Origin of the sequence: Rhodopila sp., assembly GCF_035548235.1 — a bacterium.
Classification (GTDB): Bacteria; Pseudomonadota; Alphaproteobacteria; order Acetobacterales; family Acetobacteraceae; genus Rhodopila.
This window is the reverse complement of sequence record NZ_DASZTJ010000056.1, coordinates 1-16492: the sequence shown is the minus strand read 5'-3', so window position 1 is coordinate 16492 and position 16492 is coordinate 1. Positions and strand designations below refer to the sequence as shown.

Annotated in this window: 14 protein-coding genes; 7 read left to right on the top strand and 7 right to left on the bottom strand. The window is 69.0% G+C overall.

Translation table 11 applies throughout. From position 1 onward, the window contains the following. Positions 1–897: anthranilate synthase component I family protein (locus VHB27_RS04820; protein WP_325597794.1), on the top strand; the 897-nt coding region annotated here is incomplete at its 5' end. A gap of 60 nt (positions 898–957) precedes the next feature. Here the strand turns inward: VHB27_RS04820 and pal are convergent. Then, positions 958–1488: a peptidoglycan-associated lipoprotein Pal gene (gene pal / locus VHB27_RS04815; RefSeq protein ID WP_325597793.1), complete on the bottom strand. Its 531-nt coding sequence runs from the start codon at positions 1486–1488 to the stop codon at positions 958–960. 146 nt (positions 1489–1634) lie between these two features. Beyond that, on the bottom strand, positions 1635–2834 hold the full coding sequence (locus VHB27_RS04810) for a serine hydrolase domain-containing protein (RefSeq protein WP_325597792.1): 1200 nt from the start codon (positions 2832–2834) through the stop codon (positions 1635–1637). Between the two features lie 179 nt (positions 2835–3013). Between VHB27_RS04810 and VHB27_RS04805 the strand changes: the two genes are divergently transcribed. Beyond that, the gene (locus tag VHB27_RS04805) at positions 3014–4534 is read left to right on the top strand and encodes an MDR family MFS transporter (protein ID WP_325597791.1); all 1521 of its coding nucleotides are present in this window, start codon (positions 3014–3016) and stop codon (positions 4532–4534) included. 9 nt (positions 4535–4543) lie between these two features. Here the strand turns inward: VHB27_RS04805 and VHB27_RS04800 are convergent, their stop codons facing one another. Then, positions 4544–5296, bottom strand: coding sequence for an NAD kinase (locus VHB27_RS04800; RefSeq protein WP_325597795.1), 753 nt, complete (start codon positions 5294–5296; stop codon positions 4544–4546). A gap of 101 nt (positions 5297–5397) precedes the next feature. Continuing rightward, positions 5398–6234, bottom strand: a complete 837-nt coding sequence (locus VHB27_RS04795) for a carbon-nitrogen hydrolase family protein (RefSeq protein ID WP_325597790.1) — start codon at positions 6232–6234, stop codon at positions 5398–5400. A 102-nt stretch (positions 6235–6336) separates the two neighbouring features. On the opposite strand from VHB27_RS04795, the gene VHB27_RS04790 reads away from it, so the two are divergent. Together VHB27_RS04790 and VHB27_RS04785 are read left to right on the top strand one after the other, a co-directional pair. After that, a complete protein-coding gene (locus VHB27_RS04790; protein WP_325597789.1) occupies positions 6337–6984 on the top strand; it encodes a cytochrome b/b6 domain-containing protein in 648 nt (215 codons plus the stop codon). Positions 6985–7260: 276 nt separating this feature from the next. Next, on the top strand, positions 7261–9645 hold the full coding sequence (locus tag VHB27_RS04785; RefSeq protein ID WP_325597788.1) for a putative bifunctional diguanylate cyclase/phosphodiesterase: 2385 nt from the start codon (positions 7261–7263) through the stop codon (positions 9643–9645). Positions 9646–9692: 47 nt separating this feature from the next. Here the strand turns inward: VHB27_RS04785 and VHB27_RS04780 are convergent, their stop codons facing one another. Then, on the bottom strand, positions 9693–10019 hold the full coding sequence (locus tag VHB27_RS04780) for a hypothetical protein (protein WP_325597787.1): 327 nt from the start codon (positions 10017–10019) through the stop codon (positions 9693–9695). 103 nt (positions 10020–10122) lie between these two features. Here VHB27_RS04780 and VHB27_RS04775 point away from each other — a divergent pair, with 103 nt between their 5' ends. Next, entirely contained in the window at positions 10123–12255 is a 2133-nt protein-coding gene (locus VHB27_RS04775) for a hypothetical protein (RefSeq protein ID WP_325597786.1), read from the top strand. Between the two features lie 16 nt (positions 12256–12271). Here VHB27_RS04775 and VHB27_RS04770 read toward each other — a convergent pair whose 3' ends face one another. Then, complete coding sequence (locus tag VHB27_RS04770; protein ID WP_408903973.1) at positions 12272–13384, bottom strand: D-alanine--D-alanine ligase; 1113 nt, start codon at positions 13382–13384, stop codon at positions 12272–12274. Positions 13385–13389: 5 nt separating this feature from the next. Continuing rightward, the gene (locus VHB27_RS04765; protein WP_325597784.1) at positions 13390–13971 is read right to left on the bottom strand and encodes a DedA family protein; all 582 of its coding nucleotides are present in this window, start codon (positions 13969–13971) and stop codon (positions 13390–13392) included. A gap of 166 nt (positions 13972–14137) precedes the next feature. Between VHB27_RS04765 and VHB27_RS04760 the strand changes: the two genes are divergently transcribed. Both VHB27_RS04760 and VHB27_RS04755 read left to right on the top strand, forming a co-directional pair. Further along, positions 14138–14911, top strand: a complete 774-nt coding sequence (locus VHB27_RS04760) for an alpha/beta fold hydrolase (protein WP_325597783.1) — start codon at positions 14138–14140, stop codon at positions 14909–14911. 15 nt (positions 14912–14926) lie between these two features. Continuing rightward, on the top strand, positions 14927–16168 hold the full coding sequence (locus VHB27_RS04755) for an LLM class flavin-dependent oxidoreductase (RefSeq protein WP_325597782.1): 1242 nt from the start codon (positions 14927–14929) through the stop codon (positions 16166–16168). Positions 16169–16492: the final 324 nt, after the last annotated feature.

Here is a 16492-nt window from a genome sequence, read left to right as displayed (position 1 = left end):
GCCCCGCCCCTGACCGGCGCCGCCGAGCCGCAGCCCGACCGATTCACCACCCCGGTAAGCCGCGAGGACTACCGGGCCGTCGTCGAGAAGGCGAAGGACTACATCCGGGCCGGCGACATCTTCCAGGTCGTGCCCAGCCACCGCTTCCGCGCGCCGTTCCGGCACGATCCGTTCGCGCTCTACCGCTCGCTGCGGCGCACGAACCCCTCGCCGTTCCTCTACTACCTGAACTTCCCGGGCTTCCAGCTGATCGGCTCGAGCCCCGAGATCCTGGTGCGCCTGCGCGACGGCAAGATCACCATCCGCCCGATCGCCGGCACCCGCCGCCGCGGCGCGACGCCGGAGGAGGACGCGGCCCTCGCCGAGGAGCTGCGCAACGATCCCAAGGAGCGGGCCGAGCACCTGATGCTGCTGGACCTCGGCCGCAACGACGTCGGCCGCGTCGCGGCGGTCGGCACGGTGAAAGTGACCGAAAGCTTCGTCATCGAGCGTTTCAGCCACGTGATGCACATCTCGTCCAACGTCGAGGGCCGGCTGCGCGAAGGGCTGGACGCGCTGGACGCGCTGATCGGCGGCTTCCCCGCCGGGACGCTGTCCGGCGCGCCCAAGGTCCGCGCGATGGAGATCATCGAGGAACTGGAACCGGACCGGCGGGCCATCTATGCCGGCTGCATCGGCTATTTCGCCGCCAACGGCACGATGGACACCTGCATCGCGCTGCGCACCGCGCTGGTGAAGGACGGGGTCATGCACGTCCAGGCCGGCGCGGGGATCGTCGCGGACTCGGTGCCCGACGCCGAATACGAAGAGTGCCGCCAGAAGGCGCGGGCGCTCGTCCGAGCGGCCGAGGAAGCGGTGCGGTTCGCCGCCGGAAAGTCTGGCGGGAACGCGGGGTAACGGCACGGGGCCGGTTCCGGGGACGCAGCCGTCCCGGAACCGGGCGGACGACCGTTCGCGCTACCGTACCGAGGTGATCGCGTTGCGGTTCTGCGCCCAGGCCTGGGCCGAGGACCCGGCGTCGATCGGCCGGGACTTGCCATAGCTGATCGTCTCGATCCGGCTCTTGGCGATGCCGTGCGCCACCAGGTAGTCCCGGTCCGCGTTCGCGCGGCGGGCACCGAGCGCGAGGTTGTATTCCTCGGTGCCGCGTTCGTCGCAGTTGCCGGCGACCCAGATGTTGACCTGCGGATACTGCTGCAGCCACTGCGCCTGGCGGTCCAGCGTGCCCCTTGCCTCGGGCGACAGCGTGCTGCGGTCGGTATCGAAGAAGATGCGGTCACCGGCCGACTGCACCAGGTCCTCCTCCGACCCCGGCGCCGCTCGGCCGGCCACGCCGCCCGCGCCGTAGCCGCCCGCTCCGCCCGGCCCGCCGGCGCCGTATCCGGCAGCGCCTCCGGCCCCGTTCTGGCCGTTTGTCTCGCCGTTCTTGGAAGAACAGGCGGTCAGCAAGGCCAACCCGACAAGGCAGGCAGCAGTCCAGTGTTTCATCGGTCGTCTCCTGGCAAACGCGGCGCTATGGGCAAACGCGGCGCTGTGGTAGGAGACGGGAGCGGATTCCGCCAAGCACGTAATCGGGATGGCAGGATCATCCCGGTTCGGGGCATCGGCGGCGCTTCGCGCTTGACAGTGCGGTCTCAGTCCGTGACGGCGGCGTAGACCAGGTCCCTGAAAAGGGACCGGTAATACTCGCGTTGTCCGGGCGCCTGGCACATCAGCACGGCATACAGCCGCTCGACCGGATCGACCCAGAAGAACGTGCCGGCGGCGCCGCTCCAGAAATAGTTGCCGACCGATCCGGGGAACGGCGCCACCCCGGCATGGGTGCGCACCGCGAACCCCAGGCCGAAGCCGTGGCCCGGCGGCAGAAGGTCGGCGCGGGTGGTGATGCCGCTGCCCAGGTGGTCGGCGGTCATCAACTCCACGGTCTTGCGGCCCAGCAGGCGCGTGGTGCCGGCGCGGCCGTGACCGTGCAGCATGGTCAGGAAGCGGGCGTAATCCATGGCGGTGCCGACCATCCCGCCGCCACCCGATTCGAACAGCGCGGGCCGCTTGACGTCCAGCAGCGCGACGTCCGCGCCGCTTTCCGGATCCTTGGCGAAAGGTTCGGCGACGCGGCCATGCTTGTCCGCCGGCACGTCGAACCCGCTGTCTTCCATCCCCAGCGGCCCCAGGATGCGCCGCGCGAGGAACGCGCCCAGGCTCTCGCCGGACAGGATCTCCACCAGCCGGCCCAGCACGTCGGTGGAGCGGCTGTATTCCCACGCCGTCCCGGGCTGGTGCACCAGCGGCAGCGCGGCCAGCACCGCCGCCTGGTCCGCGTTGGTCTGCTTCAGCCGCGCCACCCTGGCCTGGGCATAGGCCTTGTGGATCGGGCCGTTGCCGCGGAACTCGTAAGTCAGGCCAGAGGTGTGGCGCAGCAGGTCCTGCACGGTGATCGGGCGGACCTGCGCCGTCAGGCCGTAGCCCTCGCCGCCTCCGCTGCCATCGGGAACCGCGACCTTGGTGTCGTTGAACGCCGGGATGAACTTGCCGATCGGGTCGGCGAGGATGAAGCGCCCTTCCTCCAGCAGCATCATCGTTGCAATAGAAACGATCGGCTTCGTCATCGAATAGATGCGGAAGATCGAATCGCGCGCCATCGGCTGCCCGGCGGCGGGGTCCTGCGCGCCGAACGCCTCGTGATACGCGACCTTGCCGTGGCGTGCGACCAGCGCCACCGCGCCCGGGATGTGGCCGGCGGCGACGCGGTCCCGCAGGGCGGCGGACAGGCGGTCGAGCGCCGCGGGATCGAGGCCGACCTCCTCGGGTTTCGCAGTGGGAAGGGGCGCGGTCATGCGACGTGTCTCCGGTTCGGGAGGCGGAGTATCCCCTGCCACCGGGCGGGATCAAGGGCCGTCATCTTGCCGGATCGGTCCCGACGGATGAAAACCAGGGATGAAGACCATCGCATGAACGGGTCGCCCCTTCGGGGCGGCCATCAGCAGCGCGGCGCGCTGCCGGAGGAAACGACAAAATGCCGGACGATGCCCCGCGGGATATCCCGAGGCCGCCACCGCCCGTGGCGGCGGGGCCAACCCTGCCCGAACAGAAGTCCGGGACGCGGCGCAACCTGGTACTGGCGGCGTGCCTGATGGCGACGTTCATGGCGGCGGTGGAAAGCTCCATCGTCGCGACGGCCATCCCGACACTGGTCGGCGACCTGGGCGGGTTCAACCTGTTCAGTTGGGTGTTCACCATCTACCTGCTGACCCAGGCGGTCAGCATCCCGGTCTATGGCCGCCTCGCGGACCTGTTCGGGCGCAAGCGGATTTTCTACATCGGCGCAGGCGTCTTCCTGCTGGGTTCGACGCTGTGCGGCTTCGCCTGGTCGATGCCGGTGATGATCGGATTCCGGGCGTTGCAGGGGTTCGGGGCAGGCGGCGTGCAGCCGATCGCATCGACGATCCTGGGCGACATCTATGCACCGGCCGAGCGGGCGAAGGTCCAGGGGCTGGTGTCGAGCGTGTTCGGCGTGTCGGCGGTGGCCGGCCCCTCGCTGGGGGCGTTCCTGATCACGCACCTGAGTTGGCAGGCGGTGTTCTGGGTCAACATCCCGGTGGGCGCCATGGCGATCGGGATGATCGCGGTACTGCTGCGTGAGGACATCCATAAGCGCTCGCACCGCATCGACTGGCTGGGTTCGCTGCTGCTGCTGGCGTCCGTCGGGCTGCTGATGATCGCATTGGTCCAGGGCGGGACGCTCGCCACGCCGGTGCTGGCCGGCCTGGTCGCGGCGGGCGTCGCCTCGCTGGCGGCGCTGTACTGGCATGAGCGGCGGACGAAGGAGCCGATGCTGCCGCTGGAACTGTGGCGCATCCGGCTGATCGCGGTCGGCAGCCTGGGCAACGGCACCGCCGGGGCGGTGACGATGGGGATGGCGGCGTTCCTGCCGACCTATATCCAGGGCGCGATGGGCGATACGCCGCTGATGGCCGGCACGGTACTGGGCGCGATGTCGGTGGCCTGGGCGCTGCTGAGCGTGGTCGGCGGCCGCCTGATGGTGCGCACGAGCTACCGGCTGGTGGCGGTGTTGGGCGCGATGGGCCTGTGCGCCGGCAGCGGGATGCTGCAGACGATCGGTCCGGCGGACGGACCTTGGCCGGCGGCGCTGGCGGCGTTCATCATCGGCGGCGGCATGGGGTTCTGCAGCACCTCGTTCATCGTGTCGGTCCAGACCTCGGTGCCGTGGCATCAGCGCGGCGCGGCGACGTCGTCGACGATGTTCATGCGGTTCATCGGCCAGTCGGTCGGCACCGCGGGGTGCGCCGCGGTGCTGAACCTGAGCCTGCGGCGGATGGATCCCTCTTCCGTCGACCAGGTCCGCCTTCTGCTGGAACCCGCCGCCCGGTCCGCGCTGCCGCCGGACCGGCTGGCACACCTGGTTTCGATCGTGGCGACCGGCCTCCACCACGCGTACTTGCTCACACTCGCGGCGGCGATCGGGACGCTGTGCTTCGCGAGCCTGGTACCGAAAGGCGTCAGCCCGAGGGGCTGACATCGCCCGTCAGACCGTGAACTGCTCGGCGATGATGCGTTCCGACAGGCCCTGGTCGGGGTCGAACAGCACCGTCACCGTGACCGACCGGTCCTCGCTGACCGCAACGGAGGCGACGTCCCGCACTTCGGTGAAGTCCGCCACCGCGGCGGTCGGACGCTTGTCCGTCTCCAGCACCTCGAACAGCACGTCCGCCGAACTGGGCAGCAGCGCGCCGCGCCAGCGCCGGGGGCGGAAGGCGCTGATCGGGGTCAGCGGCAGCAGGTTGGCGGACAGCGGCACGATCGGGCCGTGTGCCGAGAGGTTGTACGCCGTCGAGCCCGCCGGCGTGGAGATCAGCACCCCGTCACAGGACAACTCCTCCAGCCGAACGCGTCCGTCGACGATGATGCGGATCTTCGAGGCCTGGCGCAGTTGGCGCAGCAGGCTCACCTCGTTGAACGCCAGGGCCTCCTCGACCGCGCCGGTGACGGTCACCGCGTGCATCCGCAGCGGATGCAGTTCGGCCGCCTGGGCGCGCGAGAGGCGGGCCGGCAGGTCGTCCTCGCTGTAGCTGTTCATCAGGAAGCCGACGGAGCCGCGGTTCATGCCGTAGACCGGGATGTCCAAGGCCAGCACCTGGTGGATCGTCTCCAGCATGAACCCGTCGCCGCCCAGCGCGACGACGACCGCCGCGTCCTTCATCTCGCAGGCGCCATAGCGGGTGATCAGGCGGTCCCGAGCGTCCTGGGCGATCTGGGAGGGGGCGGCGGCGAAGGCGATCTTGCCGGAGACGAAATTCCGCGTCTCCTCGGCGTCTGCGGCCCGCGCTTCTTCGGCGGCGCCCTGGTCCTCGGCGCCGTCGACCGCTGCGAGCGGACCGCTCAAACGCGCTTCCTGTGTTCCAGTACAGGCATGTCCCGCCGCACCCGGGCCGTGAGGTCGTGGTCGATCCGCGCCGTCGTCCAGCCGACCCCGTCCGAGACCTGTGCGACCACATGCCCCCACGGGTTCACCACCATGGAGTGGCCATAGGTGAACCGAGGCTCGCCCTTGCCTTCCAGGTGCTTGCCCCAGGTCGCCGGCGCCGCGAACCAGCATTGGGTCTCGATCGCGCGGCCGCGGATCAGCGCCTCCCAATGGTCTTTGCCCGTCGCCAGCGTGAACGCGCTGGGCAGGAAGATGACCTCGGCGCCCTGGCCGCGCAGGGACCAGAACAGGTCGGGGAAGCGGACGTCGTAGCAGATGGCGCAGCCGACCTTCATGCCGCCGGCGTCATAGGTCACGACCTCGTCGCCGGCGCCGTAGCTGTTGCTCTCCCGATAGCCTGTGCCGTCGGGGGCGGTGATGTCGAACAGGTGGATCTTGCGATAGCGCGCGATCTCCTGTCCGTCCGGGTCGAACACCACGGTGGTATTGAACAGCTTCTCCGGCCCCTGTTCGATGATCGAGCCGCCATGCACGTGCACCTTGGCCGATCGGGCCGTGTCGCGCAGGAACTCATAGGCCTCGCCGCCGGGTTCGTTCGAGCCCGGCGGCGGCAGCGTTTCCGCGTTGGCCAGGCGGGTGGCGCGGTCGCCGCCCAGGCTGTCCCAGACTTCGGGCAGGCTGACGATGTCGGGACGGTCCTGCTCGATGGCGCTGTCGATCAGCCGGCGGGCCTGGGCGATGTTGTCGGCCTTGTTCGCGCCGGGGTTCATCTGCATCACGCTGATGCGCATCCTGCCTCCAGTCCGCTCCTGTGACCGGGCGACAGAGAAGCGTATCCGCCGGTTGGACGCAACGTCCCCCCCGTTTATACAGCGGCGGACGGAGGGTAAGACATGCGTCGGATCAAGGTGTGGGACCTGCCGGTCCGGCTGTTCCACTGGATGCTCGCGGCACTGGTTTTCCTCGCCTGGGCCAGCCAGGAATGGAACTACATGGATTGGCATGTGCTGATCGGCTACGCGATCCTGACGCTGGTGCTGTTCCGGATGATCTGGGGTCTGGTCGGCAGCGACACCGCGCGCTTCGGCCGCTTCCTGCGCAGCCCGTTCGCCGCGCTCGGCCACCTGCGCCACATCCATCGCCGCGAACCGGACCAGGAGATCGGGCACAACGCCGCCGGCGGCTGGATGGTGCTGGTGATGCTGGCGCTGGTCGTGGTGCAGGCCGGCACCGGCCTTTTCGCCAACGACGACGGCGACACCGAAGGTCCGCTGATGCACCTGGTGAGCAAGGGCCGCAGCGACTGGCTCAGCCACATCCACTCGGTCAACTTCACCCTGATCGAGATCGCGGTCTGCCTGCACGTCTTCGCGATCCTGGTCTACGCGGTGCTGAAGCGGCAGGACCTGGTGCGGCCGATGATCACCGGGACGAAGGCCATGCCGGCCGGGACGGCGGCGCCGCGGCTGGTCAGTCCGCTCTGGGCGATCCTGGCCCTGGGCATGGCCGCGGGGGCAGTGGCGCTGCTGATCCGGATCTGAGGCGCGCCTGAGGCGCGGCGGCAACAAAACATTGCCTCCCGGCGCCGGCCGGTAACCATTCGTTAAGTTTTTTCCAGCTACAACATGCCTGCCGGCTGTGGTTCCGCCCACGGGCATCGTCCCGCCATGACAGGCAGGCGCGTCCCGTCGGGGCGCGCCTGTCGGGCCCATTCTTCATCCCCTCGACGGGCGGAAAGCGCACCGCGTTAACCGATTGATAACCCCTGCCACGCAAGATACCCGCGTTTTCTACAGGGTGTCCCGATGCTCAGGGCCATGGGATGGATAAGCTGGGACCACGACCCAAGCCTGGTTGTCCTGGCGTGCGTCGTCTGCCTGCTCTCGGTCCAGGCGGGCATCCGGCTGGTTGCCCGCGACTGTGACGACGGGTACGGCGAGCGTCGGGCCGACCTGCGCCTTGCCGCCGGCTTCGCCGCCTTCGGCGCGGGCGTCTGGACGACGATGTTCACCGCCTTGGCCGGCTTCGGGCCGCGCCCGATCGGCGGCTTCGACATCCCCTTCTTCCTGCTGTCGCTGCTGATGGCCGCGTTTCCGGCGGCGGTGCTGACGGCCGTCAGCCTCGCGGACAAACCCGCCTGGCCCGCCATTGCCGGCGCCGGCCTCCTGTTCTGCGCCGGGCTGCTGGGCATCCATGTCCTGAGCCTGCGGACGTTGATGGTCAACACGGTGACCCGGCCGGACCCCGCACTGCTGGTCGCCACGCTGCTGGGTGGATCCCTGGTCGCGGGGTTCGGCCTGCGCCGCCTGGTCGATCGGCGCCCGGCGCAGGCGACGGTGCTGCTGGCGGCCTCGGCCATGCTGACGCACCTGGGCGCGGCGGCCGCCCTGGCGGCGCCGCCGATCCCGCAGGACGGTGCACCGATCCGGTCGCTGCCGGCCCTGCTGGGCGGCGCCAGCGCGATCCTGGTGACGATCCTGTGGTTCGCCGCAGCCCAGTTGGACCGCCGCGCCGTCGAGGCGGCGGCGAACGAGGCCCGGCGGCTGAAGCGCCATGTCGAGGCCGGGTTCGAAGGCCTGATCTTCGAGCACGGCGGCGTGATCACCGACGCGAACGGGGCGATGCTGAAACTGTCCGGCTGCGACCGGCACAGCCTGATCGGGGCGCATCTGCCTGGGGTGGTCAAGGGCTTCACCCTTCGCTCCGCGCCCGGGCAGCCGTCGGAGCATGAGTTGCTGCAACCCGACGGCACGACGCGCCCGGTCGAGGTGCTGTGGCGCAACGGACCCGAGGCCGGCGGGCACATCCTGGCGATCCGCGACCTGACGCGCGAGAAGACGGCGCTGGCGCAACTTCAGCGCCTGGCGTCCCATGACCCGCTGACCGGCCTGCCGAACCGCGACCATTTCGAGAAGGCGCTGGCGCAGATGCTGGCCGCACCCGGCGGCGGCCCCCTCGGGCTGATCTATATCGACCTCGATCGGTTCGAGGGCATCTACGAAAATTTCGGCGCCAAGGCGTCGGACCAGACGCTAGTGCAGGTGGCCAGGCGGCTGGCGGCGATCGCGGTCAACGCGACGCTGATCGCGCGGCTGGGCCGCGACGAGTTCGCCGTCCTGCACCCGATGGCCGAACCCGGCGTCAACGTCCAGGCCCTCGTCGCCCGGCTGCTGCAGGACATCGAGCGGCCGTTTGAAGCCGATGGCCAGACGGTCGACCTGACCGCGAGCGCCGGGATCGCGCTGTATCCCGAACACGGCACGACGGCCGAGGGGCTGGTGCGGAACGCCGCCACCGCGCTGCGCCGCGCGAAGCGGGAAGGCCGCTCTACCTGGCGGATGTTCGAGGCCGAGTTCGGACGCCGGCTGCACGAACGGCAGACGCTGGAGCGGGATCTCGCCGCCGCCCTGGGGAACGGGCAGCTCACCCTGCACTACCAGACCTTTTTCAACGCGGAGACCCTGGAACCGGCGGGCTGCGAGGCGCTGCTGCGCTGGAACCACCCGTTGCGCGGCCGCATCCCGCCGGCCGAGTTCATCTCGCTGGCCGAGGCGAACGGGCTGATCGTGCCGATGGGCAAATGGGTGCTGCGAACCGCCTGCGCCGAGGCCGTCGCGTGGGACCGTCCGGTGACGGTCGCGGTGAACGTCTCCCCCGCGCAGTTCGCCGAGGCCGACATCGTGGGCGACGTGGCCAGCGTGCTGGCGCAGACCGGCCTGCCGCCCGAACGGCTGGAACTGGAGATCACCGAGACCGCGCTGATGGTCGATACGCGGAACGCGCTGCGGATGCTGCGGGACCTGAAGGCCCTGGGGGTGAAGATCGCGATGGACGATTTCGGCACCGGCCATTCCAGCCTGGGGAACCTGCGCAAGTTCCCGTTCGACAAGATCAAGATCGACCGCAGCTTCATCAGCGATGGCGACGACGAGCCGGGCGCCGAGGCGATCGTGCAGACCGTGATCGCGATGGGCAACAGCCTGAGCCTGACGATCACGGCCGAGGGCGTGGAGACGTCCCGGCAACTGGCGATGCTGCGCTCCCTGGGCTGCACCTATGTGCAAGGCTACCTGCTGGCACGCCCCGCGCCGCCCGAGCAGTTGCGGCTGTCGGAGAGCCATGCGGGGTGGCTGTCGTCTGGGCCGGCCTTCCCCGTGCCGCCGCCCGCCGCACGGCGGCTGGCGGTTGCCGATACGGGCTGATGCCATGGCCAGAAGCGCCGACGCGGTCGGGCAACGGACGGACGGGCCTAGATCAGCGACCGGGCGATATCCAGCAGCCCGCCTATATAGGCCGCGCCGTCGCGCGGGTGCTCCGAGACCCCGATCCGGTTCCGGTAATCCGTTGCCAGGTCCAGGTAGTCCGAGACGCCGTCCGACTCCCCCAACCAGTTCAGCAGCGCGCCCAGTTCGGTCCACAGCGCGGCGTGATCGGCGCCGGCCAGGTCCTCGGCCAGCGCTTCCAGCCGCCGCACCGCTTCGGCGCTGGCCGCGTCCGCCGGGTCGGCGTCGAGGCAGCGCAGCCGCCAGGCGATCGTCGTCTCCAGCGCTTCGATCTCGGGGCGGGTTTCGGTCATGGCGGCGGGTTCCGTTCCGATGCGGAACGGGCCGGGATCGACGGCCCGCATGCCAGAGGCGGTTCATGAAGGTTTGACAACGTTGTCGCGAATCAAGCGGTGGATGCTGCCCGCACTGTTGGCCCTGGTGGCGGCGGGCGGATACGTCCAGGTCGCCGGGCAGGATATCTTCTGGTGCGGGCGGACGGAAGCGTTCCCCGGCACCACGGTCCTCGCCGTGCTGGGCCTGGGACAGACGGCGCTCTACCTGGCCTCGGCGGCACGGGAACGGTGGCAGGCACCGTACCGGCTCAGCCAGTGGGCGACCCTGCCGGTGCTGGCGATCGCCATCGTGCCGGTGCTGCGGCCGCATCCCGGGACGGTGGTCTTCCTGGCATCCCTCGCGGCGGCCGTCGCCGGGTTCGGCTGGCGCCGCGGCGGCCTGTTCGCCGTCGTGCTGCTGGGGATCTTCGCCGCGATCGGACAGATCCCGTTCGCCCTTCATGGCGTCATCGTCCGCGACTGGATGGTCTGGGCCGCGCTCGCCGCTGCCGCCGGGACCGCCGTCTGGGTCGCGCGATCGGTCAAACCGGTTTCATCCGCCATCATCGACCTCGTCCCCTTGACCCTTCTGCTCTTCCCGTTGCTGCGCGCCCGGTTCCCCGACATCGCGTATGACAGCCTGTCCTACAAAGTCACCGTCCCGTACCAGATGGCGGAGTGGCGCACCGGCGATTCGGCGATCATCGACGGCTACATGATCGGGACCAACCTGCAGGAAATGCTCAACGCCCTGCTGCGGATCGTGACCGGGGACTGGCGGCCGCAGCTGATGTCCTCGCTCAGCTTCGTCCTGCTGGCACTGGTCGTCCCCAGCGCGTTTCCGACCGAACGCTTCCCGCCCGGCGCCCGGCGGGCGGCGATCGCCTTCGCGGGGGTGATGGCCTTCGTTCTGACCGAGGCCGGCATCGCCCAGGGCACTGCGTACCAGGAGCCGCTGCTGCTGCTGTTCCTGGTCGCCGCGCTGGTCCGCTGCCCGCTGTGGCCCGGGTTCATCGGCATGGCCGCCGCGGTGAAGATCACCGCCCTGTTCATCGCGCCGCTGATCTTGCTGTATCACGCGCGGCGATACCGGGACTTCCGGCGCTCGCCCCGGTTCCTGGCGATCGGCGTCCTGGCCGGCGTGCTCGCATTGGGGCCGCAGCTCGGCCGCAACCTGGTGTTCTCCGGCCGGATCCTGGGCATGTCCGAGATGCTGGCGACCGTCACCGACCCCCCTGGCCCACACCGGATCATGGCAGTTGGTATCGATCGATACGATGTCCGTCCCCGCGGCGGCCTGGTCAACAACGCGATCCAATCGGCCTGCAACATCTGGCTGCTCGACGCCGCCTGCTCCGTTCGTTACAAAGGCAACTTCGAGGCCGGGTTCAGCGTCTTCCCCGCGTCCCGCGCCGCGCTGCTGGCGGCGATCTTCGCCGTGGCGGCCTGCCTGCGAAGACGCAATCCGGTCGCCTGCCCAGGGCATGACGGCGCCGCTCGCTCATCACGCTTGAGGGGCTTGTTCGATCGCGCGGTTCAGATATGCGGCGGTTCCGGCTTCGGTCATCGCGCGCTGACCTTGGCGGCCTTCGGCGTCGGCTATGCCGGCCTGCTCGCCATCGTGTCCGAGGGCCGCTATTTCCTGCCGCTGTCGCTGGGGTTCGCGATCCTGCTGCTGATCGAGGTGAAGTGGGCCGCGACCTTCGCGCGCCGGCCCTGGGCGCTGGTGCTGGGATGCTGGCTGGTCGGCGCGGACCTGCTGCCGGGTACCTTCACCAACGCAAGCTGGATCTGCCGGCGCGACATCACCGCCGCCGTCGACAACCCGTCCCTCCGAGGCCCCCGGACCCCGGTGCAGGCGTTCCTGGCGACGCTGACCGAGCGGTACAAGCAGCAGTGCGCGCCGCCGGGCCTGCCGCCGGTCATCCTGGCCGAGACCGACCGCATGAACGGCCCCTATCTCGGCACCCAGCGCATCTTCCATGTCTTCAGCCAGAGGATGATCAGCGGCTTCCTCGCTGCCGATCTCACGCGGCAGGCGCGGATGGGCGATGCGGTGCTGGCGGTGGTCGTGGAGCATCCGGCCTATGCCGCCTCCGTCCTGGGACCGGCGCTGGCGGACTATCGCGCCTGTTACGAGGCGGACGGGATGCAGGTCCTGTGTTCCAATCGGCTTGCGCCGGCGAGACGGGCGTGCGCCGCCAGCCTGTATTGAGCGCGGGCGGACGGCCCTAGTCGTTCAGCGGATACGACGCCATCAGCCGCCGCTGGCGCATCCAGTCGCGGTACATCTCCCGCACCCCCGCCGGCGCGAAGCCCCGCCGCCGGTTCGCCGCGCCGATGCGGAAGGCCGCGCCGTAGTGGAAGAACTGCGCCTTCCACGCGTCCCACAGCCTTGTGCGCGGGTCCCAGATATGGGTCGCCTCCGACCCGACGCCGTTGATCTCGATGACCGTGAACCCTTCGCCCCGGCGCAGCAGGCCCAGGCTTTCGAAGCGTACGTCGATGCGGCCGAAATGGAAGTCCGGCACCGTCTTGGCCAACCGGTCCACCGCTTGGGTCAGCGCCGGCGTGATCAGCTCCGCCCCGTTCTCGAACACCGATCCCTTGCAGTGGTTGCCGACGAACACGAGTTGCACGGGCTCGCCCTGCGCCGGCACCGTCTCCAGCCGTCCCTGCAGGCGAGGCAGGTACAGATGCGACACTTTTCCCGCTCGGGGATCGGCCAGGACCAATTGGCGCAGCGTGGACCGTCCGTCGCCCACCACCACCGGGGGGCGCTTCAGCGTCACCGACGTCACCCGCCCCTCCGGCTCATCGGGATGGCGGACATAGAACAGGCCGGCCTCGTTGGGCGCCTCCACGAAGCGTTGCAGCACGATGGTCTCGCCGGCCGGGAAGTCCCGCAGGTAGCGATCCAGTGCCGCGCGGTCATGCAGCAGGCGGACGCCGGTGCCGTTGCAGCCGATATCGGGCTTGACGACGACGGGCCATGCCAGTTCGGCCGCCCGCATCGCCGCCTCTGCCGCGTCGCCGCCATCCGAACGCGCGACCACGCCCGTCGTCCGCGCCACCAGCGACGCCCCCTCCGGCCGGACCTGGCGCAGGATCGACAGCTTCGACTCGCCGCACAGGCCGCCCGTGGTGATGCGGGGATTGGCCGCGGTCGGCAGGCTCCAGCACCAATGCCGCAGGCCCAGCAGCAGCCAGTGGACCACCACCGGGAAATAGAACAGCCATCCCGGCCAGAACTCGAAGAACGACACCGGCGCTTCGGAGTGGGCCGGCCGCGTGGCGCCCTGGGCGATCGCGGATTGCAGTTGCGTGCGCGGACGCTCCGGCAGGGGGATCACCGGCGCGCGCCCTGCGTGGCATGGGCCGCGGCACGGCTGGCAAGTGCCAGGAATACGACGAAGCCGGCCGCGCCGGCCCAGCGCCAAGCGCCGAGGTGATCCATCAGGAACTGTCCTATCTTCAACGAGACGCCGAACAGCAGGCTGGTCCAGCACGCGGTCGCGACCACGGCGGCCAGGGTGAATCGCTTGAAGTCGGCGCCCACGAAACCGCAGGTCGTATACGTCGGAAGCCGCAGGCCGGGAAGGAACCGGCTGACCAGGACCACCTGGAAGACGCGCCCGGACACCCAGGCCCGGATCGTCTCCTGCCGGTGCGGCGGCAGGAACCGAGCGACCCAGGGGATTTTGGCGGAGAGGCGGCCGAGACCGTAGAGGCCGATGTCACCCAGCACGATCCCGGCATAGAGCGAAAACAGCGCCAGCGCCCCGGACAGGGCGCCCTGCTCCACCTGCATGGCCGCGGCGACGGTCGCCGCATCCTCCAGGATGAAGGTTCCAATGATGATCGCGCAGGCCTGGAAGACCGCCGAATGGCCGGCGAGCGCCAGCAGAGAGGCTATCGATCCGGCCAACATGAAGAACGGCGACCACCTTTCTGCGCGCGGGTTTCCGTGAACGCGCCAGATTGGTGCGCGGTCAAGTCGTTTCTCATCACCAGTTCGTGATGGCACGATTCGACACAGTTCGCTACCGCTGAGTATCCTTGCCGGCAACGAACACGTCCTTGGGGGAAAACACCGCATGAGCTGGACGCAAACGACCAAGAGCATCGCCGGCCTGAAGCTGCATGTATCGCGCGGGGGGAGCGGCGCACCGGTCCTGGTGCTGCATCACGACATCGGCACGCCCGACAGCCTGCCCTTCTATGACCTGCTCGCGCAGCGCTGCGACGTGGTCATCCCGCACCACCCCGGCTGGGGGAAGTCGGAGCGGCCGGCCTGGATGCGCCACCCGCGCGACATCGCGGCGATCTATGGCTGGCTGCTGGCCGACCTGGGCCTGACCGGCGTGTCGCTGGTGGGCCTGGGCTTCGGGGGCTGGGTCGCCGCCGAGATGGCGAGCCAGGCGCCCGCCGCCTACCGCAAGCTGGTGCTGGTCTCCCCCATGGGCATCAAGCCGCCCGAAGGCGACATCGCCGACCAGGCGATCGTGTCCTATATCGACTACCCGCGCTCCGGCTTCCATGCCGAGGCGGCGTTCCGGAAGGTCTATGGCGACGTCTCCACCGACCAGTTGGAAGCCTGGGACATCGCCCGCGAAATGAGTTTCCGCACCGCATGGAAACCATACATGTACAGCCCGACCTTGCCGCACCTGCTGGGTGGCGTGCGCGCGCCCGCCCTGATCCTGTGGGGGGACGACAACCGCATCGTGCCGTTCAGCGCCGCCGCCGCCTGGCACGCCGCGCTGCCGGGATCGGAGGTGAAAACCCTCCAATCCTGCGGCCATTTCGCCGAAATGGAACAGCCGGACCAGGCCGCTCGACTTGCCGCCGACTTCATTCTGTCGAACTGAAGGGGAGTCCTCGTCATGCACATGATGTATTTCACCGAACAGCCGATGGCCGCGTACGATTCCAAGGCCGGGCTGGACTATGGGGCCACCGCGCTGACCTTCTCCAACAGCTATTTCGACCCGAACGAAGGGTCGCGGCTGTACAACGAATACCTGGAAGAATACGTCCTGGCCGAGGAATGCGGCGCCGACGGCATCATGCTGAACGAGCATCATAACGCCCCGTTCTGCATGCAGGCCCGCACCAACATGTTCGCCGCGATCCTGGCGGCGGCGACGAAGAAGGTGAAGATCGTCATCCTGGGCAACCCGCTGCCGCTGTCGGAAAACCCCGTACAGCTCGCGGAAGAGCTGGCGATGATCGACATGATCTCGAAAGGCCGGCTGGTATCGGGCTTCGTGCGCGGCGGCGGACAGGAGCAGTTGGCCAACGGCGTCAACCCCGCCTTCAACCGCGAGCGCTTCATGGAGGCGCACGACCTGATCCAGAAGACTTGGACCGTTCCGGGGCCGTTCCGGTGGGAGGGCACGCATTACCAGCAGCGCGTGGTGAACCCATGGGCGATCCCGATGCAGAAGCCGTATCCCCGCGTCTGGATCCCCGGTGTGCTTTCAAAAGAGACCATCATCTGGACCGCGCAGCAGCGCTATCCCTATATCGCGCTGAACACCGCGATCGATGCGACCAAGGCGATCAAGGACACGTACGACAAGGCGGCCGCCGAGGTGGGCTATACCGCCGGGCCGGAGAATTTCGGCTACCTGATCCGCGTCCACGTGCAGGACACCGAGGAAAAGGCGATGCAGAACGCACGCCAGTTCATGTGGATGCAAGGCGAGTTCACCGGCCTCGCGAACCCGGTCTGGGCCAACCCGGCCGGGTATTTCTCGCCGTCCGGCCGCCGCGCCTTCGTGGAGTTCGCCACGGGCCGTGCCGCGAATCCCCGCGGACAGATGACGTTCGAGGAACAGATCGCCTCCACGATGATCATCGCCGGGACCCCGTCGCAGGTGATCGAGCGGCTGAAATACGTCGTGGAGAACACGCGCCCGGGCATCATGGCGGTGTGGGCCAACGACGGCGTCGTCAGCAAGGAAGACCGCCGCCGCTGCATCGAACTGCTGTGCCGGGAGGTGATGCCGGCGATCAAGGACTACGGCAAGTCGCTGGGGCTGAACGACCCGTGGGAGGCGAACGCGCCGGTGCATCTGCGCTACTCGACCGACCTGCCGGCGTCGAAGATCGCGGCGGAGTAACGCGCTCGTCCCGCCCGTCCGGCCTCGGTCTGTCTTCGGGGCCGGCCGAGGCCGCGCCCGGGGCGGGCGGTGGCGCCGCGCTCTCCGGTCGTCCCTTTCCCGAACCTGCGGAACCCCGTCCCGTTCACCGATATGTTTGTGACCGAAACTGAATTCGGGCAATTACAGCTTGCCCGCATCCGGTGTGTACGGTTGATTGTATTGGTAAAATACAATCGGCGGCGTGCGGCAATCAGTAGCGTGTATCGAAGGTAACCCTGCAATCGCAAATTGTTCCGCTGCCGGTTTTGACGCGGAGGGGAATCATGGGTCTGTTCGATCAGG